At 69.8% G+C, this 16,514-nt stretch carries 12 protein-coding genes and 1 pseudogene; 9 read left to right on the forward strand and 4 right to left on the reverse strand.

All coding sequences use genetic code 11. The features are described 5' to 3' along the window. The first annotated feature begins 121 nt into the window (after positions 1-121). From ACFVXC_RS19685 to ACFVXC_RS19705, 5 genes and pseudogenes are all read left to right on the forward strand, one after another. Entirely contained in the window at positions 122-340 is a 219-nt protein-coding gene (locus ACFVXC_RS19685) for a hypothetical protein (protein ID WP_389906696.1), read from the forward strand. A gap of 94 nt (positions 341-434) precedes the next feature. Further along, positions 435-675: pseudogene (locus tag ACFVXC_RS19690) on the forward strand (AraC family transcriptional regulator); the annotation flags it as partial. 114 nt (positions 676-789) lie between these two features. Then, a complete protein-coding gene (locus ACFVXC_RS19695; RefSeq protein WP_389906698.1) occupies positions 790-1,713 on the forward strand; it encodes a LysR family transcriptional regulator in 924 nt (307 codons plus the stop codon). A gap of 107 nt (positions 1,714-1,820) precedes the next feature. Further along, complete coding sequence (locus ACFVXC_RS19700) at positions 1,821-2,993, forward strand: NAD-dependent formate dehydrogenase (protein WP_389906700.1); 1,173 nt, start codon at positions 1,821-1,823, stop codon at positions 2,991-2,993. A 54-nt stretch (positions 2,994-3,047) separates the two neighbouring features. Further along, entirely contained in the window at positions 3,048-3,446 is a 399-nt protein-coding gene (locus ACFVXC_RS19705) for a molybdopterin-binding protein (protein ID WP_389906702.1), read from the forward strand. An 83-nt stretch (positions 3,447-3,529) separates the two neighbouring features. On the opposite strand, the gene ACFVXC_RS19710 is transcribed toward ACFVXC_RS19705, so the two are convergent. Next, on the reverse strand, positions 3,530-5,068 hold the full coding sequence (locus tag ACFVXC_RS19710) for a PucR family transcriptional regulator (protein ID WP_389906704.1): 1,539 nt from the start codon (positions 5,066-5,068) through the stop codon (positions 3,530-3,532). Positions 5,069-5,299: 231 nt separating this feature from the next. Here ACFVXC_RS19710 and ACFVXC_RS19715 point away from each other — a divergent pair, with 231 nt between their 5' ends. From ACFVXC_RS19715 to ACFVXC_RS19725, 3 genes are all read left to right on the forward strand, one after another. After that, positions 5,300-6,124 carry an FAD binding domain-containing protein gene (locus ACFVXC_RS19715; RefSeq protein WP_389906706.1) on the forward strand — a complete coding sequence of 275 codons (825 nt, stop codon included), beginning with the start codon at positions 5,300-5,302 and terminating at the stop codon, positions 6,122-6,124. Then, complete coding sequence (locus tag ACFVXC_RS19720) at positions 6,121-8,967, forward strand: molybdopterin-dependent oxidoreductase (protein ID WP_389906708.1); 2,847 nt, start codon at positions 6,121-6,123, stop codon at positions 8,965-8,967. Before ACFVXC_RS19715 ends, ACFVXC_RS19720 begins: the two co-directional genes overlap by 4 nt. Before the next feature lie 183 nt (positions 8,968-9,150). Then, complete coding sequence (locus tag ACFVXC_RS19725) at positions 9,151-10,287, forward strand: PQQ-dependent sugar dehydrogenase (protein ID WP_389906710.1); 1,137 nt, start codon at positions 9,151-9,153, stop codon at positions 10,285-10,287. 83 nt (positions 10,288-10,370) lie between these two features. Here ACFVXC_RS19725 and uvrA read toward each other — a convergent pair whose 3' ends face one another. Both uvrA and ACFVXC_RS19735 read right to left on the reverse strand, forming a co-directional pair. Beyond that, positions 10,371-12,839, reverse strand: a complete 2,469-nt coding sequence (uvrA, locus tag ACFVXC_RS19730; RefSeq protein WP_389906712.1) for an excinuclease ABC subunit UvrA — start codon at positions 12,837-12,839, stop codon at positions 10,371-10,373. Positions 12,840-12,848: 9 nt separating this feature from the next. Beyond that, positions 12,849-14,690, reverse strand: a complete 1,842-nt coding sequence (locus ACFVXC_RS19735; RefSeq protein WP_389906714.1) for a flavin-containing monooxygenase — start codon at positions 14,688-14,690, stop codon at positions 12,849-12,851. 133 nt (positions 14,691-14,823) lie between these two features. On the opposite strand from ACFVXC_RS19735, the gene ACFVXC_RS19740 reads away from it, so the two are divergent. After that, positions 14,824-15,843, forward strand: coding sequence for an SMP-30/gluconolactonase/LRE family protein (locus tag ACFVXC_RS19740; RefSeq protein ID WP_389906716.1), 1,020 nt, complete (start codon positions 14,824-14,826; stop codon positions 15,841-15,843). Between the two features lie 66 nt (positions 15,844-15,909). Here the strand turns inward: ACFVXC_RS19740 and ACFVXC_RS19745 are convergent, their stop codons facing one another. Beyond that, positions 15,910-16,506 carry a TetR/AcrR family transcriptional regulator gene (locus tag ACFVXC_RS19745; protein WP_389906718.1) on the reverse strand — a complete coding sequence of 199 codons (597 nt, stop codon included), beginning with the start codon at positions 16,504-16,506 and terminating at the stop codon, positions 15,910-15,912. Positions 16,507-16,514 lie beyond the last annotated feature (8 nt).

Genomic DNA, 16,514 nt, shown 5'->3' on the forward strand with positions numbered 1-16,514 from the left:
GGCCGGAACGACCCTGGCCTGCTGCGCTGACGCGAGAGGGGTGGCCGGGCGTTGCGGCACACGGGTACTTGTCCGGCTCGGGGCCGCCTGAGTTGCGGGATGAGCGCAACCTGAGCACCTCATGATCGTTCAAGTGGGCATGAAGAACGCCAAGCGGGCCGTCATTGCCCTGACCCTTGCGACCGCAGCCCTTGCCGCCACCGGATCCGCTCATGCGAGCGATGGCAACGACGGCCATGGAGGGATCAACATCCCCGAGAGTCCCGGAGAGGTCGTCGACGGGGTGCGAACGGGACTGGACGTGGCGGCGACGAGCTGGGAGATCGCCCACGCCCGCTGAGAGGCGACAGCCGCATCCGCAACGACCTGGACGCCGACGGCCGGGGCGGCAAGTGGGACAACCTCGCCGGTTCCGGCCGTGCCTGACTGACCTCCGCCTGGGCGACTCTCAACTCCCGCCCGCCTCACGGGCCGTGACCGAGGCGATGGTGCTCGGCGTACTGCGATTCCTCCCCGCGTGAGCTGCGGGTCCCGGTGCCGACGTCGACCCTGCCGCATCCGGTGGCCGCGGCCGTACGGGAGAACCCCGGTGATCCAAGGACGCTGGCGGACTGGGCCGCCGAGCTGGGGGTGAGCACGCGCACGGTGACCCGGGCGTTCCACGCCGGGACGGGAAACCACTGATGCTGCCGATCGGGCGCCACCACGTCCGGGAGACAGCCAGTACGGTTCCCGGGAGTCGTCAGTCCGTGGGGGTGAAGCCCCGCTGAGCAGACCCTTGGGGGAACAGTGCTGCGACAGTTGGAGTACCTGGTCGCGCTCGCCAGGGAGCGGCACTTCGCACGCGCAGCCGCCGCGTGCTTCGTGTCGCAGCCATCGCTCTCGGCCGGGATCCGCAAGCTGGAGGCCGAGCTCGGGGTCCCCCTCATCCGGCGCGGAAGCCGATTCCAGGGGCTGACGCCCGAGGGGGAGCACGTCCTGGCCTGGGCACACCACGCGCTCGCCGAACGCGACGCACTGAGGCAGGAACTTGCCGCTCTCCAGGGCGAGTTGACCGGAACGCTGCGCCTGGGTGCCATCCCCACCGCCCTGACCGTCACCTCCCTGCTCACTACGCCGTTCTGCGAGCGCCACCCGGGCGTGAAGGTGAGCCTGGAGTCCCTCTCCTCGCGCGACATCACTCGCCGCCTGACCGACTTCGACATCGACGCGGCCCTCACCTACCTCGACGACAGCTCCCTGCGCGACATGCGGTGTCTGCCGCTGTACGAGGAGCGGTACGTGCTGCTCACGCCGGCCGACGGACCCTATGCCAAGGACACCGAGGTGAGCTGGGCCCAGGCGGCGGCGCTGCCGTTGTGTCTCCTCTCGCCGCGCATGCGCAACCGCCGCATCCTGGACGAGAACTTCGCCGCCGACAACGCGACGGCGACGCCCGCGGTCGAGTCCGACACCGTCGCGGGCCTGTACGCGCACCTCGTCACCGGCCGCTGGTCGAGCGTCATCTCGCATGCCTGGCTGCACATGTTCCCGACCCCGCCCGGCATGCGCGTGGTGCGGCTCTCCGGACCCGCCCGCGGCCCCCGGGTAGGCCTGGCCGTCGTCGCGCAGGACACCCAACCGCCGATGGTGCGCGCCCTGTTGGCCGTCTCGCGCGATGCCGGGGTGCGTGACGCCCTGGACGACTTGCTCAGCTCCCACCTGGGCTCATAGCCCATGGCTCACCGCGGATAGAAAACTTCGTTTTGACCACGGCGGGTCAGGCGCGGACCGTGAGAGACATCCCGCACGTCCGCCCTCCCCAACGAGGAGCCGTGACCATGGCCAAGGTGCTCTGCGTCCTGTACGACGACCCCGCCACCGGATATCCCACCGACTACGCACGCGACGATCTGCCGCGCATCGAGTCCTACCCCGACGGTCAGTCGGCGCCCACGCCCAAGGACACCGGGTTCACGCCCGGACACCTTCTCGGCAGCGTCTCCGGCGAACTGGGCCTGCGGGCCTTCCTGGAGAGCCGGGGCCACACCCTTGTGGTCACCTCCGACAAGGACGGCGGCGGCTCGGTCTTCGACCGTGAGCTCGCCGACGCGGACGTCGTCGTCTCGCAGCCGTTCTGGCCCGCCTACCTGACCGCGGAGCGCATCGCCGCCGCCAAGAACCTCAAGCTGGCCGTCACCGCCGGTATCGGCTCCGACCACGTCGACCTGGACGCCGCCATCGCGCACGGTGTGACCGTCGCCGAAGTGACGTACAGCAACAGCATCAGCGTCGCCGAGCACGTGGTCATGATGACGCTCTCGCTCGTACGCGACTACCTGCCCGCCCACCAGGTGGTCCTTGACCGCGGTTGGAACGTCGCCGACTGCGTCGCCCGCTCCTACGACCTGGAGGGCATGCACGTCGGCACCGTCGCGGCCGGACGCATCGGCCTCGCGGTCCTGCGCCGGCTGGCCCCCTTCGACGTGAAGCTGCACTACACCGACCGGCACCGGCTGCCCGCCGGAGTCGAGGAGGAACTTGGTCTGGAATTCCACGAGTCGGCGGCCGACATGGTCCCGCACTGCGACGTCGTCACCATCAACGCGCCGCTCCACCCGGAGACAGAGCACCTCTTCGACGACAAGCTGCTCGCCACCATGAAGCGCGGCGCGTACCTCATCAACACCGCCCGCGCGAAGATCGTAGACGAAGGGGCCGTGCAACGCGCCCTGGAGAGCGGCCAGTTGGCCGGGTATGCGGGCGACGTCTGGTACCCGCAACCCGCGCCCGCCGACCACCCCTGGCGCACCATGCCGCACCACGGCATGACCCCTCACATCTCCGGATCCTCCCTCTCGGCACAGACCCGCTATGCCGCGGGCACCCGCGAGATCCTGGAGTCCTGGCTCGACGGGGCCCCCATACGCGACGAATACCTCATCGTCTCCGGCGGCGCCCTCGCCGGCACGGGTGCCCGTTCGTACGCCGTGAACCCCACCGGCCAGGGCTGAGACCCTGCCGCCTCGGTACGGGCGGAGCGCGCCAGGGGCCCTAGAGTGCGCTGTGTGTCGTCGTACAGCATTGGGCAGGCAGCGAGGCTCCTTGGCGTGAGTTCGGAGACCGTCCGGAGGTGGGCGGACTCCGGACGGCTCGGCATGGACAGGGAAGGGCCGGGGAACCGTGCGATCGACCGGGTGAGTCTGGCGGCGTTCGCGAAGGAGCGGGCCCAAGGGATGCATCCGCTGCCGGAGAGCACCGTCGCCACCTCCGTACGGAACGCGTTCGTCGGGATCGTGACCCGGGTCGCGCTCGACGACGTCGCCGCCCAGGTCGAGATCCAGTCGGGGGCGCATCGGATCGTGTCGCTGGTGACGCGGGAGTCCGTCGAGGAGCTCGGCATCGAGGTCGGTGTCACGGTCACCGCACGCGTGAAGTCGACCAACGTGCACATCGACACCCCTTGAAGCGACACCCCTTGAACCGACACCGCCCCGGCGAGCGACCCAGCGTCCGTCTCGGCGTCTGTCTCGGCGTCCGTCTCGGCTTCTCAGCGGCACAGGAGCGCGGCGCGCAGGTCGAGCTTGTGGTCGAGCCGTGAGAGGTCCCGTCCGGTGAGGTCCTGAACCCGTTCGATGCGGTAGTGGACGGTGTTGACGTGCAGGTGCATGGCTTCGGCGGTGCGGGCCCAGGAGCAGTTGTGGGCGAGGAAGACCTCCAGGGTCTCCAGAAGCCTGTGGTGCGAGGCCGGTTCGCCGCGGGCCAGTGGTCCGAGCGTCGTGGCGCTGAAGATGCTTCGTACGTCGGCGGGGACACCGGCCAGGAGTGAATCCAGGGAGGAGAGTTCCTCGACGGAGGTCACCCGGCCGGTCGTCGGGGAGTCGTGCCGTGCCGCCGCGAGAGCGTATCGGGCCTGGGCGAGGGCGGCGCGGAGGCCGGCGGGCTCGGCGGTGAGCGCACTGACGCCTGCGTGCAGCGGCGCCTCGGGCCGGCAGCCGTTCAGGAGGGGCCAGAGCGCGCGGAGCGATGAGGCCCCGTCGTCGCCGTCGCCGTCGCTTCGTACGATTGCGACGGATTCCGCTTCCAGGGTTGTGCCGACCGCGAAGACTGCGGAGGAGAGGTGGCTGAGCGCTTCCGTGAGAGCTGGGGTGAGCACTTCCCTGGCGACACTGTCCGTGAGCTGCCCGCCGGTGGCCGTGACCACGACCTGCCAGGGCCCCTTCGCGAGCGGCCCGCAGGACTCAAGGGCGTTCGTCAGAGCTCCGGCGTCGGCGGCGCCTCTGTCGATGAGGGCGATCAGCTCCTGACCGGCCCGGCGCCGGGCAGCGTCCGCGCGATCGTAGTGGTGGCGATGCTGGCCCACGACCTCGGCTATCTCGTGCAGGGCCCGGGGTGGTGTTCCACCGGCCTGCGGCACATGGAGGTACCAGGCGTCGTACGGCGAGGTCTCGGCCTGGACGCGCAGCGTCTCACCGCTGAGGCCGCGCAACTGCTCCACGGCCCGCTCGGCCGGGAGTTCGAGGGCAGACGGGGTGCGGGCGACCGTGCGCCCGCTGCTGGTGAGCACGTAACACGACGGCGTACCGAACGGAGCGAGCGCGCACTTGAGCAGTTCGCCGGCGTCGGCGCCGTGATCGAGGAGACGGCCGAGCTCGCCCCGTACGTTCTCGGGCAGGGCGAAGTGGTCCGCGGGGCGGCGGTCGAGGTCGCCCCACTGGCGCCGGTACACGGCCTCGGTGATCGCCCGGAAGCTGGTGTGCGCCGGTACGGCAAGGAGCGCGATGCCGTGTTCGCGGCAGGAGTCGACGATGTCGGCCGGGACGGAGCCATGGGTCTCTTCGCCGGCGAGGAGTGCCGTGGCACCGGACTCCGCGAGTGCGGAGACGAAGCGCTCGGTTCTGGCCCGCCGGTCCGCCTCGTGCCACCACACCAGGCCACTGAGCACGATCTCTCCGACCTGGAGGAAGCGGGTGGGGTCCTCCAGGTCGGTCGCGGTCACTCCGCTGATCGCCTGGCTGAGCAGATTCTCGCCACCCCAGATGAGGGTGAGATCGAGCTCCTCGATCTGGAGGAGGTCTCCGACGTGCATGTGCTGACTCCTTGCATGGCTACCGGGTCATCGCCCCGGCTTCTCACATCCACCAGGTGGGTGCGAGTCGAGCCATCGTAAATGCAAGGTACTGATGGCAGCGGTCCCCTTGGAGGATTCACCAGGGCAGGGCCGGTCGTGAGGGATGTTTTCCGTGCCGCGCACCAGTCGTTTTCAGCCTGCCGCCGGGCTTCACTGACGGAGGAGGCAGAGACCGAAGACGGGGGAGACATGGATCTGAACACGGTTCTCGACGTGCGCGACGCACGCCGTCACGAGCCCTGGCGGCCCGGCGACGCCTGGCTCGGCGGCGGAACGTACCTCTTCTCCGAACCCCAGCCGCAGCTGCGACGCCTCGTGGATCTGAGCCGGATGGGCTGGGAGCCGCTGCACACGCTGCCCGACGGATCGGTGGAGATCGCCGCCACGTGCACCATCGCGCAGCTGTCCCGGTTCGGGCGGACCCTCGACGCGGCGGCCGCCCCTCTCTTCGAGCAGTGCTGCCGGGCCTTCCTCGCCTCGTTCAAGATCTGGAACATGGCGACCGTCGGCGGGAACCTGTGCAACGCCCTGCCCGCGGGACCGATGATCTCCCTCACCGCCGCCCTCGACGGCGAGTGTCTGCTCCAGGCCCAGGACGGTTCGGTCCGGCGGGTGAAGGCTGCTTCCTTCGTCACCGGAGCCGGGCGCAAGAATCTCGCCGAGGGCGAACTGCTGCGCTCGGTGACGGTCCCCGCCCGGTCGCTGCGGTGTCGTACGGCATTCCGGCAGGCGTCGCTCTACGGCCTCGGACGCTCCGGTGCTCTGGTGATCGGGACGCTGGATCCGTTGGACGGTTCGCTCGCCGTCACCATCACGGCCGCGACCCGTCGGCCGTTCCGTCTCTGGTTCTCCCTGCCGCCGCACCGGGCCGAGCTGCGCGCGGCGATCAGGTCGGCCGTGGACGACTCCGACTGGTTCGACGACATCCACGGGCTGCCCGCGTGGCGGCGGCACATGGCCTTCCACCTCGCGGAGCAGGTCCGCCACGAACTCACCCGGGACGGTGTGCGATGAGCTTCAGCATCCAGGTCAATGAGCAGCCCTTCGACTCCGAGCCCCGCGCCGGTCAGTGTCTGCGCACGTATCTGCGTGAGCGCGGCTGGTTCGGGGTGAAGAAGGGCTGCGACGCGGGCGACTGCGGGGCGTGCACCGTGCACGTGGACGGGGAGCCGGTGCACAGTTGTCTCTATCCGGCGGTGCGGGCGCAGGGCCGGTCCGTCACCACGGTGGAGGGGCTTGCCGGGAAGGGCGGCGAACTCCACCCCGTACAGCAGAAGTTCCTGGACGCCCAGGGCTTCCAGTGCGGGTTCTGCACGGCGGGGTTCCTGATGACGACGGCCGCCCTCGAACAGGAGAAGGGCGGTCCGCACGACGACGGCAAACTGGATGACCTGCCTCGGGCCCTCAAGGGCAACATCTGCCGCTGCACGGGATATCGCGCCATCGAGGACGCCATCCGCGGCGTGAAGCACACCGAACGTCCCTGCGCCGGGAAGGCGGTGGGTAAGAGTCTTGGCGCGCCGGCCGGACCGCAGGTCGTGACGGGCGCCGCCCGGTACACCTTCGACGTCGAGGTCCCCGGGCTCCTCCACATGAAGCTGCTGCGCTCCCCGCACCCGCACGCCCGCATCGTCGCCATCGACACCTCCGCGGCCCTGCGGGTCCCCGGCGTCCACGCCGTCCTCACCCACGAGGACGCCCCGGCCACGCTCTACTCCAGCGCCCGGCACGAGCACCCCACCGAGGACCCCGACGACACCCGCGTCCTGGACGACACCGTCCGCCACATCGGCCAGCGCGTCGCGGCAGTCGTCGCCGACAGCGAGCAGGCGGCCGAGGAAGGGTGCCGACGGATCGAAGTGACCTACGAGGAACTTCCCTACGTCACCGATCCCGAGGAGGCCATGCGCACCGGCGCGCCCGTCATCCACGAAGGCAAGGGGCCGGAGGTACGGATCGCCCGCGTCGAGAACAACGTGGCAGGCGAGGCGCACGGCGAGGTCGGCTCCGTCGACGACGGATTCGCCGAAGCCGCGGTCGTCCACGAGGAGACCTTCCGCACCCAGCGCGTCCAGCACGCCAGCCTGGAGACGCACGGCTGCGTCGCCTACTTCGAGCCGAAGGACGGCGACTCCGGCGACAACTCCGGCGACAACTCCGACGGTGGCACCGGCGAGCGGCTCACCGTGCGGTCAAGTACTCAGACTCCGTTCCTCACCCGCCGCGCGCTGTGTGCCCTCTACGGCCTTCCCGAGGACGAGGTACGTGTCGTCGCCGGCCGGGTCGGCGGCGGCTTCGGCGGCAAGCAGGAGATGCTGACCGAGGACATCGTCGTCCTCGCCGCGCTCAAACTGCGCCGCCCGGTCAAGCTCGAATACACCCGCGCCGAGCAGTTCTACGGCGCCACCACCCGCCACCCGTTCACGATCCGCATCAAGCTGGGCGCCCGCGCCGACGGCACGCTGACCGCGATCCAGATGCGGGTGGTGTCCAACACCGGCGCGTACGGCAACCACGGACCGGCCGTGATGTTCCACAGCGTCGGGGAGTCCTTCGCCCTCTACCGGGCCCCGAACAAGAAGGTCGAGGCCTACTCCGTCTACACCAACGGCGTCCCCGCGGGCGCCTTTCGGGGCTACGGCCTCGGCCAGGTCACCTTCGCCGTCGAATCCGCCATGGACGAGATGGCCCGCCGCCTGGACATGGACCCGCTCGCCTTCCGGGAGAAGAACATCATCGGGCCCGGCGACCACATGGTCGGCCCGATCGGCGAGGAGGAGGATCTGCACATCGCCTCGTACGGTCTCGCCCAGTGCCTGGGAATCGTCCGCACGGCCATCGCGGAGGACCGGAGCACCGACGACGTGCCGGAGGGATGGCTGACCGGACAGGGCACGGCCATGGCGATGATCGCCACAGGACCGCCCGGCGGCCACTACGCCGACGCGACCGTCAGTCTCCTCGGCGACGGGACGTACGACATCGCGGTCGGCACGGCGGAGTTCGGCAACGGCACCACCACCGTCCACCGGCAGATCACCGCGGGGGCCCTCAACACCACCGTGGACCGGATCGCCATCCGTCAGTCGGACACCGACGTCGTCCGCCACGACACCGGAGCCTTCGGTTCGGCCGGTACGGTCGTGGCCGGGAAAGCGGTGCTGCTCGCCGCGGAATCGCTGGCCGGGCGTCTGAAGACCTTCGCGGCCAGGCATACGGGAGTCGCCCGTCACCTGTGCGCCCTGGAGGCGGAGGTGTTCGACTGCGCGGGCCGGACCGTCACGCTCAAAGAGCTCTACGAGGCGGCCCACGCGGAAGGGGCGCAGGACGAGATCACCGCGGAGGGGCACTGGGGCGGCAGCCCGCGCTCGGTCGCCTTCAACGCCCAGTGGTTCCGGATCGCCGTCGACCCGGACACGGGCGAGATGAAGATCCTGCGCAGCGTCCACGCCGCCGACGCGGGCAAGGTCATGAATCCTCTGCAGTGCCGCGGCCAGATCGAGGGCGGGGTCGCCCAGGCGCTCGGCGCCACTCTCTTCGAGACCGTACGACTCGACGAGCGCGGCGAGGTGACCACGGCGGCCTTCCGACGCTATCGCCTCCCGCAGTACGCCGACGTGCCGCGCACCGAGGTCCACTTCATGGAGACGACCGACGCGATCGGCCCCCTCGGTGCCAAGTCGATGAGCGAGAGCCCCTTCAACCCGGTGGCCCCCGCGTTCGCCAACGCGCTGTTCGACGCCACCGGTATCCGCTTCACGGAGATGCCGGTGACCCGGGACCGTGTCTGGGCGGCGATCAACGGAAGCAACGGAAGCAACGGAAGTGTCGGAGGCGACGAAGCTGTCGGAGGGTAACGACGGCGGCAGATGACCGCTGTCTTGGTCTATACCAGCAATCCCTGTCCCAGTATCCTCATCCGTGGCCAGTAGCACACCATCCCCCCACCCAGGTTGCGTGCCGGCGCGCGCGGCACTCGCCTGACTCTTCCCCCACGCAACTGGGTGACCTCCCCATTCGCCGCCTCCAGGAGGATCACGGTGAAAGTTCGCACCAGAAGCACGGCGATCTTCGGCACCCTCTGTCTCGTCGCTTCCCTCGCCCTGACCACGGCGTCCGCGGACGAGCCCGCCACGGCACAGCAGGCCCCGAAGGTCGCGCTCACGAAAGTGACGACGGCCGCGAATCCGACCGCGGGCACCGCCGGTCCCGGTGGGACGGTCTGGATAGCCGAACGTGCGGGCACCGTAAGGACCTTGAGCCATAAGGGGCTCAGTGACCCCGTGCTCGACATATCCAAGGAGGCCACCACCGACGGCGAACGCGGGCTCCTCGGGATCGCGTTCGACAAGAAGTTCGCGCACTTGTACATCTCGTTCACGAACCTCGAAGGCACAAGCACCGTGGACGAGTTCGCCGTGCGGAAGGGCAAGATCTGGCCCGAGACCCGGCGCACCGTCATCACACAGACGCAGCCCTATTCCAACCACAACGGCGGCGACATCAAGTTCGGCCCCGACGGTTACCTCTACATCGCGCTCGGCGACGGCGGTTCGGGAGGTGACCCGCACGGCAACGGGCAGAAGCTCGACACGCTGCTCGGCAAGCTCCTGCGGATCGACCCGAGGGGCGGCAAGCCGTACGCGATCCCGGCGGACAACCCCTTCGTGGGCGACCCGAACGCGAGGGGCGAGATCTGGGCGTACGGGCTGCGCAATCCGTGGCGGTTCTCCTTCGACGCGGGAACGGGGGACCTGCTCATCGGTGACGTAGGCCAGAGCGACTGGGAGGAGATCGACTGGGCCCCGGCCGACAGCGAGGGCGGCGAGAACTACGGCTGGTCCCAGATGGAGGGCACCCATCCCTTCCGGGGCGGCACCGAGCCCGCGAACCACGTGCCGCCGGTCCACGAGTACGACCGCACCGGCCTCGGCTGCTCGGTGACCGGCGGATACGTCTACCGGGGCGGGGCGATCCCGGCCCTCAAGGGCCAGTACGTGTTCAGCGACTACTGCGACGGCGCCATCCGCGCCCTGCGGATGAAGGACGGCAAGGTGACCGGCGCGAGCGACCTCGGGGTCAACGGTGGCGAGGTCATCTCCTTCGTGCAGGGCGGTAAGGGCGAGCTGTACGTGCTCGACATCGGCGGCGGCATCTCCCGTATCGACCCTGCGTAGGGATTCGCAAGGACGGGTTAATCGACTGCTTCATCGGCTGCTCCGGCGACTGCGTTGTCGACTGCGTTGTCCGGCTGGTGCGCTCAGGAGCGCACCAGCCGCGGCGCGAGATAGGGCGCGGTGGCGCTGCGTTTTGATCTGGCGACCTTCGAGGGTGTGCCTGTGGCGACGACCCTGCCGCCCGCGTCGCCGCCGCCCGGGCCGAGGTCGATGACCCAGTCGGCGGTGGCGATCGTGTCGAGGTCGTGTTCGACCAGGACGACCGTGTTGTCGGCGTCGACGAGCCGGTGGAGCTGCCGGAGCAGCAGGGCGATGTCCGCGGGGTGCAGGCCCGCCGTCGGCTCGTCGAGAAGGTAGAGCGCGTGGCCGCGGCGGGCTTTCTGCAATTCGGTGGCGAGCTTGATGCGTTGGGCCTCCCCGCCGCTGAGTTCTGTCGCGGGCTGGCCGAGTCGCAGGTACCCGAGGCCCACTTCCCGGAGCGTTTCGAGGCTTCGGGAGGCAGCGGGAACATCCGACAGGAATGTGGCGGCGTCGTCCACGGACATCGCCAGGACGTCCGCGATGTGTTTGCCGTGATACGTCACTTCGAGTGTCTCGGCGTTGTACCGCGCGCCGTGGCACGTCGGGCACGGGGCATAGGTTCCGGGCAGGAAGAGCAGTTCGACCGCGACGAACCCCTCGCCCTGGCACGTCTCGCACCGCCCCTCGGCGACGTTGAAGGAGAAGCGGCCGGGCGTGTAGCCGCGCGCCTCGGCCTCGTCCGTCGCCGCGTAGAGCTTGCGTACCGCGTCGAACATCCCCGTGTACGTCGCCAGGTTGGAGCGGGGTGTGCGGCCGATGGGCCGCTGGTCGACCCGGACGAGCCGGTCGAACGATTCGACCCCGGCCGAGTCCCGCACGTCGATCTCGAACTGCGCTTCGTCGGGTTCATCGGGCGCGAGGCCGAGGTGGCTGCGCACGACCTCGGCGAGCACCTGCGTGACCAGCGTCGACTTCCCGGAGCCGGATACGCCGGTCACGGCTGTCAGCACGCGCAGCGGTACGTCGACGGACACGTCGCGCAGGTTGTGGCGGGAGACGCCGCTCAGGCGCAGCCAGCCCCGCGGTGTGCGGGGGCGATGTCCGAGCGGCTCGGCACGTCCGAACAGGTAGCGGCCGGTGGCCGACTCCGCCACCTCTTCGAGCCCGGGGACAGGACCGCTGTACAACACCCGGCCACCCGCCTCACCGGCGCCGGGCCCGATGTCGACGACCCAGTCCGCCCGCCGTACGACATCCATGTCGTGCTCCACGACGAACAGTGAGTTGCCCGAGGCCTTCAGCCGGTCGAGCACGTCAAGGAGTGGCTCCGCGTCGGCGGGGTGCAGCCCTGCGGACGGTTCGTCGAGCACGTAGACGACGCCGAACAGGCCGGAGCGCAGCTGGGTGGCGATTCGCAGGCGCTGTGCCTCGCCGGGCGAGAGCGTCGTCGAGCGGCGACCGAGGCTGAGGTAGCCGAGGCCCAGGCCGAGTAGCACCTCGACGCGTGCGACGACGTCGGCGCAGATCCGCACCGCCGCCTCGGTCCTCTCCCCGGACCGGGCGGTCGACGTGGCCGCCGAGGCTTCCCGCAGCTGTGCGACGGGCCGCAGCAGGGTGGCGACCTTCGTCAGCGGCATCGCGTTCACCTCGGCGACCGAGCGCCCTGCGAAGGTCACGGCGAGTGCCTCGGGCCGCAAGCCGCTGCCGTCGCACGCCGGGCAGGGAACACTCTGGACGAACCGCATCGCGCGCTCTCGCATCCGCTCGCTCTTGGAGTCGGCGAGGACATGCATCACGTGCTTGCGGGCGCTCCAGAACTTCCCGTGATAGCCGTAGTCGACACGGCCCGGCTCGGGTTCGATGAGCACGGACGGCTGTTCGTCGGTATGGAGCAGCCACTCCCTGTCCTTCTTCCTGAGCCTGCGCCAGGGCCGGTCGATGTCGATGCCGAGACCGCTCACGACGCTGCGCAGGTTCGCACCCTGCCAGGCGCCCGGCCAGGCCGCGATCGCGCCGTCCCGGATGCTGAGCGAGGGGTCCGGGACGAGTAGCTGCTCGGTGACGTCGTGCACGGCGCCCAGGCCGTGGCACCGCGGGCAGGCACCGGCCGACGTGTTGGGCGAGAACGCCTCGGCCTCAAGACGCTCGGCGTCCGGCGGGTAGGTCCCGGCACGTGAGTAGAGGATGCGCAGCAGGTTGGACAGCGTGGTGAGGGTGCCGACCGTCGACCGTGAACCGGGCGCCCCGCGGCGCTGCTGCAGGGCCACCGCGGGAGGCAGGCCGGTGATCTCCTGCACGTGCGGAGCGCCGACCTGCTGCAGCAGCCGACGGGCGTACGGCGCGACGGACTCGAAGTACCGGCGCTGCGCCTCGGCGTAGAGCGTGCCGAAGGCGAGCGAGGACTTGCCAGAACCGGAGACGCCGGTGAAGGCGACCATCGCGTTCCGCGGAATGTCCACGTCCACGTTTCTCAGATTGTGTTCATTGGCACCCAGGACACGCACGCAGTGGTCAGCCGAATTGTCTTCCATGGCATGTCTTTAACCGTTCGGAGCCACCGAGGTTGGCCGCCATGCGGGTGGGGTGGTCGACCTGGCCTGGAGGATTCCGCCCATGGACTCCTCGCGCCATTGCTTCAGGAGTTCGTGGAAGGCGGATGCGCCGTGGGGGTAGGCGATCGGGCCGTTCGGCCTGCCGCGCCCTTCGCGGTTGTAGTAGCCGGGGGTGCACTCGGCGTGGAACCACTCGTGGTCGGGGGAGTCCTCCGCCAGGGCGGCGATCCAGGCGTCCTCGGCCTCGCGGGTCGGCTCGAAGAGGGCGCCCTTGGCCTCGGCGGCCGCTACGAGGGCGGCGGCGTGGACGGCCTGCTCGTCCAGTACGTGGGTGAAGTTGACGCTGCTGGCGTTCTGGAGGGAGCCCATCTGGACCAGGTTCGGGAAGCCGTTGCTGGTGAAGCCGTGCAGTGTGCGCGGGCCCTGTCGCGCCCACGCGTGCAGCAGTTGGGTGCCTGAGCGGCCGTGGACGGGGAGCTTGCCGGAGTGGATGCCGGAGGTTCCGACGGAGAATCCCGTCGCGAAGATCAGACAGTCGAGTTCATACGCGGTGTCGCCGACCACGACACCGTGTTCGGTGACGCGCTCGATGCCGTGGGTGTCCGCGGTGTCGACGAGGGTGACGTTGTCCCGGTTGAACGCCGGGTAGTACTTGTCGGAGAAGGTGGGCCGCTTACAGGCGTACCGGTACCAGGGCTTGAGCTTCTCCGCGGTGTCCTGATCGGTGACGGTCCGCTCGACGCGGGTGCGGAGCTCGTTCATCTTGGCGGCGTCCGCGGCCTCGTACGCGGCCTCGAAGTCCGCCCGGTCGCCCTGACGGCGGAAGCTCGGCAGGAGCTTCTCCAGGAGGCCTGCCGACATGGTCCAGCGGTCCGCCACGAGATCCTGCTCGGTGCTCTCGCCCGAGACGATACGGAGGTAGTTCTCGCGGCGCTCGCGTGCCCAGCCGTCCTGATCGGCGCCGACATCCCGTGCGGTGGTGCGGCGGTTGGCGCGCACGTCCACGGTCGAGGGGGTGCGCTGGAAGACGAGGACGTGTCCGGCGTCCTCGGCCAGCATCGGAATGACCTGGATGCCGGTCGCCCCGGTGCCGACGATGCCCACCCGCTTCTGCGCAAGGCCTGTCATGCCGCCGTCCGGGGTGCCGCCGGTGTAGGCGTAGTCCCACCGCGACGTGTGGAAGGTGTGGCCCGTGAAGTCCTCGATGCCGGGGATCCCGGGCAGCTTCGGCTCGGAAAGGGTGCCGGTGGCCGTGACGACGTACGTGGCCCGGAACGCGTCGCCGCGGTCGGTGGTGACCATCCACGTCTCGGAGGTCTCTTCCCAGGTCAGGGAGGTGACCCCGGTGGAGAAGAGGGCGTCGGGGTAGAGGTCGAACTTCTCTGCGATCCGCACCGCGTGGCGGCGGATCTCCTCGCCGGGAGCGTACTTCCACTCCGGCACGTATCCGGTCTCGTCGAGCAGCGGCAGGTACACGTGCGACTCGATGTCGCAGTGGATGCCCGGGTACCGGTTCCAGTACCACGTGCCCCCGAAATCGCCGCCCTTCTCGACGATACGGACGCGCCGTACGCCCTGCTGCCGCATCCGCGCCCCGGCGAGGATGCCGCCGAACCCGCCACCGACCACGGCGACGTCGACGGTGTCGTGCAGCGGAACGCGCTCGGTGGGCTCTCCCGCGTAGGGATCGGCGGCGTAGTAGCCGAACTCGGCTTCGGTGGCGCGGTATTGGAGGGCGCCGTCGGGCCGTACGCGCCGCTCGCGTTCGAGGCGGTAACGCTGCCTGAGGTCGGTGAGCTCGTCAGAAGACGGAGCTTGAGGGGTGGTCATGTGGGGGACCCCGATCCTGCCTGTCGGGCCGTCCCGGAGTGAACGGCCGTCCGCTACGGTAGCAATAACCGGACAGCGTTGTCCGGTTGGATGGCGGGCACCCACACACAGCGGACAGGAAGAGTGACTCCTCATGCGGCGAATCCCGATCCGATCCCTCGCGGTCCTTGCCGCCATCGGCACGCTGGCCCTCACCGGATGCGGTACGGACACACGTGACTCCGGTGACCAGGCGGCCTCCGTCGGCGCGGGCAAGACGGTCCGCGCGCACAAGGTCATGCGGTTGACGAAGGTGCACCAGGAGACCGGTACGACCCTCTTGGAGGGCCCGACCTTCGGCGAGGACGGCGATCTGTACGTCGTCGACGTCACCGCGCCCGCGGGCAAGCCCAAGGTGATGCGCGTCGACGTGGAGAAGAAGACCTCCCGTGCGGTCCATACCGATGAGCGCGGGGTCTACACCTCGGCGCAGTTCGGCCCGAAGGACGGACGGCTCTACCTGACCGACTACGCGCACGGCGAGGTCGTGAGCCTGGCTCCGGACGGCAGCGATCCGCGGACCTTCTTCTCCGGCGAGGTCGACGGCGCGCGGATGAACCCCGACGACATCGCCTTCGGCGAGGAGGGTGATCTGTACGTCAGTGACTCACGTGGTCTCGCCGAAGGGAAGGAGCACGGGCGCGTGGTGCGGATCGACCGCGACGGCAAGAAGGCCACGGTCCTGGCCAAGGACCTGGCATCGACGAACGGGATCTCGTTCGACGTGGACCACCGCGGGCTGTGGATCAGCGAGCTCACCCAGAACCGGATCTCCTACCTTCAGCTCGACGGAGAGGGAGGGGTGGCGTCCCGGCACACCGCCATCCGCGTCGACGGCGGGATCGCCCAGACCGACTCGATCGCCGTGGACGCGGACGGCAACCTCTACCAGGGGCTGCACGGCCGACCCGCGATGGCCGTGTACGACAAGTACGGTGAGCGCCTGGCGACGGTCGAGATTCCCGGCAGCGCGGCGGGACTCGAATCGGCGACGAACGTGGCGATAGCGCCCGGCGGGAACAAGGCGTACATGACCGTCAGCGGGCCCGCCGGGGGGTATCTGTACACCTTCGACGCCCTGGCGGCAGGCATCCGGCAGTCCAACGGCGGCTGAACCGCCCGGCGGTCCGACAGCGGTGACACCGCCCGGCAGTCCAACGGTGGTGGCACCGCCCCGCGTTCACCCCTCGAAGGGCCGCACCGGTCCCACCTCGACGCCGAGCAGCCGCCAGGCAGCCATCGCCCGGCGTTCCCGCTCCTCACGAGTGGGACCGGTGACGGCGCCGGAGACCATGGCGACAGCGAGCATGAGGTCGTCGGCCGCGCCCAGTCGGTGCCCCTCCGGCAGGTGTCCGCGCAGGCCGCGCTCCACTCGCTCGGAGAGGTCCACGGCGTACGCGCTGATGTCGGAGTGGCCGCCTGCTCCCTCGGCGTGCAACAGGCCGATGAAAGCTGCCGACTCCGTCAGATGCCACGTCATCACACCGAGAACGTCGGCCAAGGTCGCGTCCTCGGCTGCGGCGGCCTGTTCGACCTGCCGTACGTTCTCCTCAAGAACCGCGGTCGCCACGGCGGCCCGGTCGGGAAAGTGCCGGTAGAGGACGCCTTGTCCGACCCCGGCCCGACGCGCGATCGCGGAGAGCGGAGCGTCCAGACCGTACGTCGCGTAGATCTCCCTGGCGGCGGTGATCAGGGCGGAGCGGTTGCGTGCGGCAGCCTTCGGCCCGTCGTTCGCGGGTCGCCGTTCGTCCGGCTCGGGCTTGGGATGCTGCGTCACGCCGGAAG

Origin of the sequence: Streptomyces sp. NPDC058257 (genome assembly GCF_042881845.1) — a bacterium.
Taxonomy (GTDB): domain Bacteria; phylum Actinomycetota; class Actinomycetes; order Streptomycetales; family Streptomycetaceae; genus Streptomyces.